The 311-nt window shown below is 60.8% G+C and carries 1 protein-coding gene; it reads right to left on the bottom strand.

The window, feature by feature from the left end:
- Positions 1-291 (bottom strand): P-loop NTPase family protein (locus AC0L3J_RS37845; RefSeq protein ID WP_473350510.1); only part of this gene is annotated, 291 nt, incomplete at its 3' end.
- Positions 292-311 lie beyond the last annotated feature (20 nt).

Genomic DNA, 311 nt, shown 5'->3' with positions numbered 1-311 from the left:
CGTGTCCAGGAGAGCCTGGCCGCCGGTGACGACGGTATGGATGACCAGCTCATGCCCCATTTCTTGCAGCAGAGCCGGCACCTGGTTGCTGATGAGGTAATGCGACAGAGGCACGAACGAGCTGGCACCGTTGTCGATCACCACGTCATCCTTGGTCGGCGCAATCAGCTCGACCAGGGTATCGAAGTTGCGCGAGTTAATTTCGTCGCCGGCCATGATGTTCAGCCGGCGGACGTTCAGGGCCTTGTAGCCCTCGAACGTCGCGTTCACCGGGTCGGTGTCGATGCACAAGGGTGTCTGCCCCTTGTCCA

Source organism: Bradyrhizobium sp. Kon37, assembly GCF_055807535.1.
The sequence above is the reverse complement of the archived record's forward strand: the minus strand, read 5'-3'. Positions and strand labels throughout refer to the sequence as shown.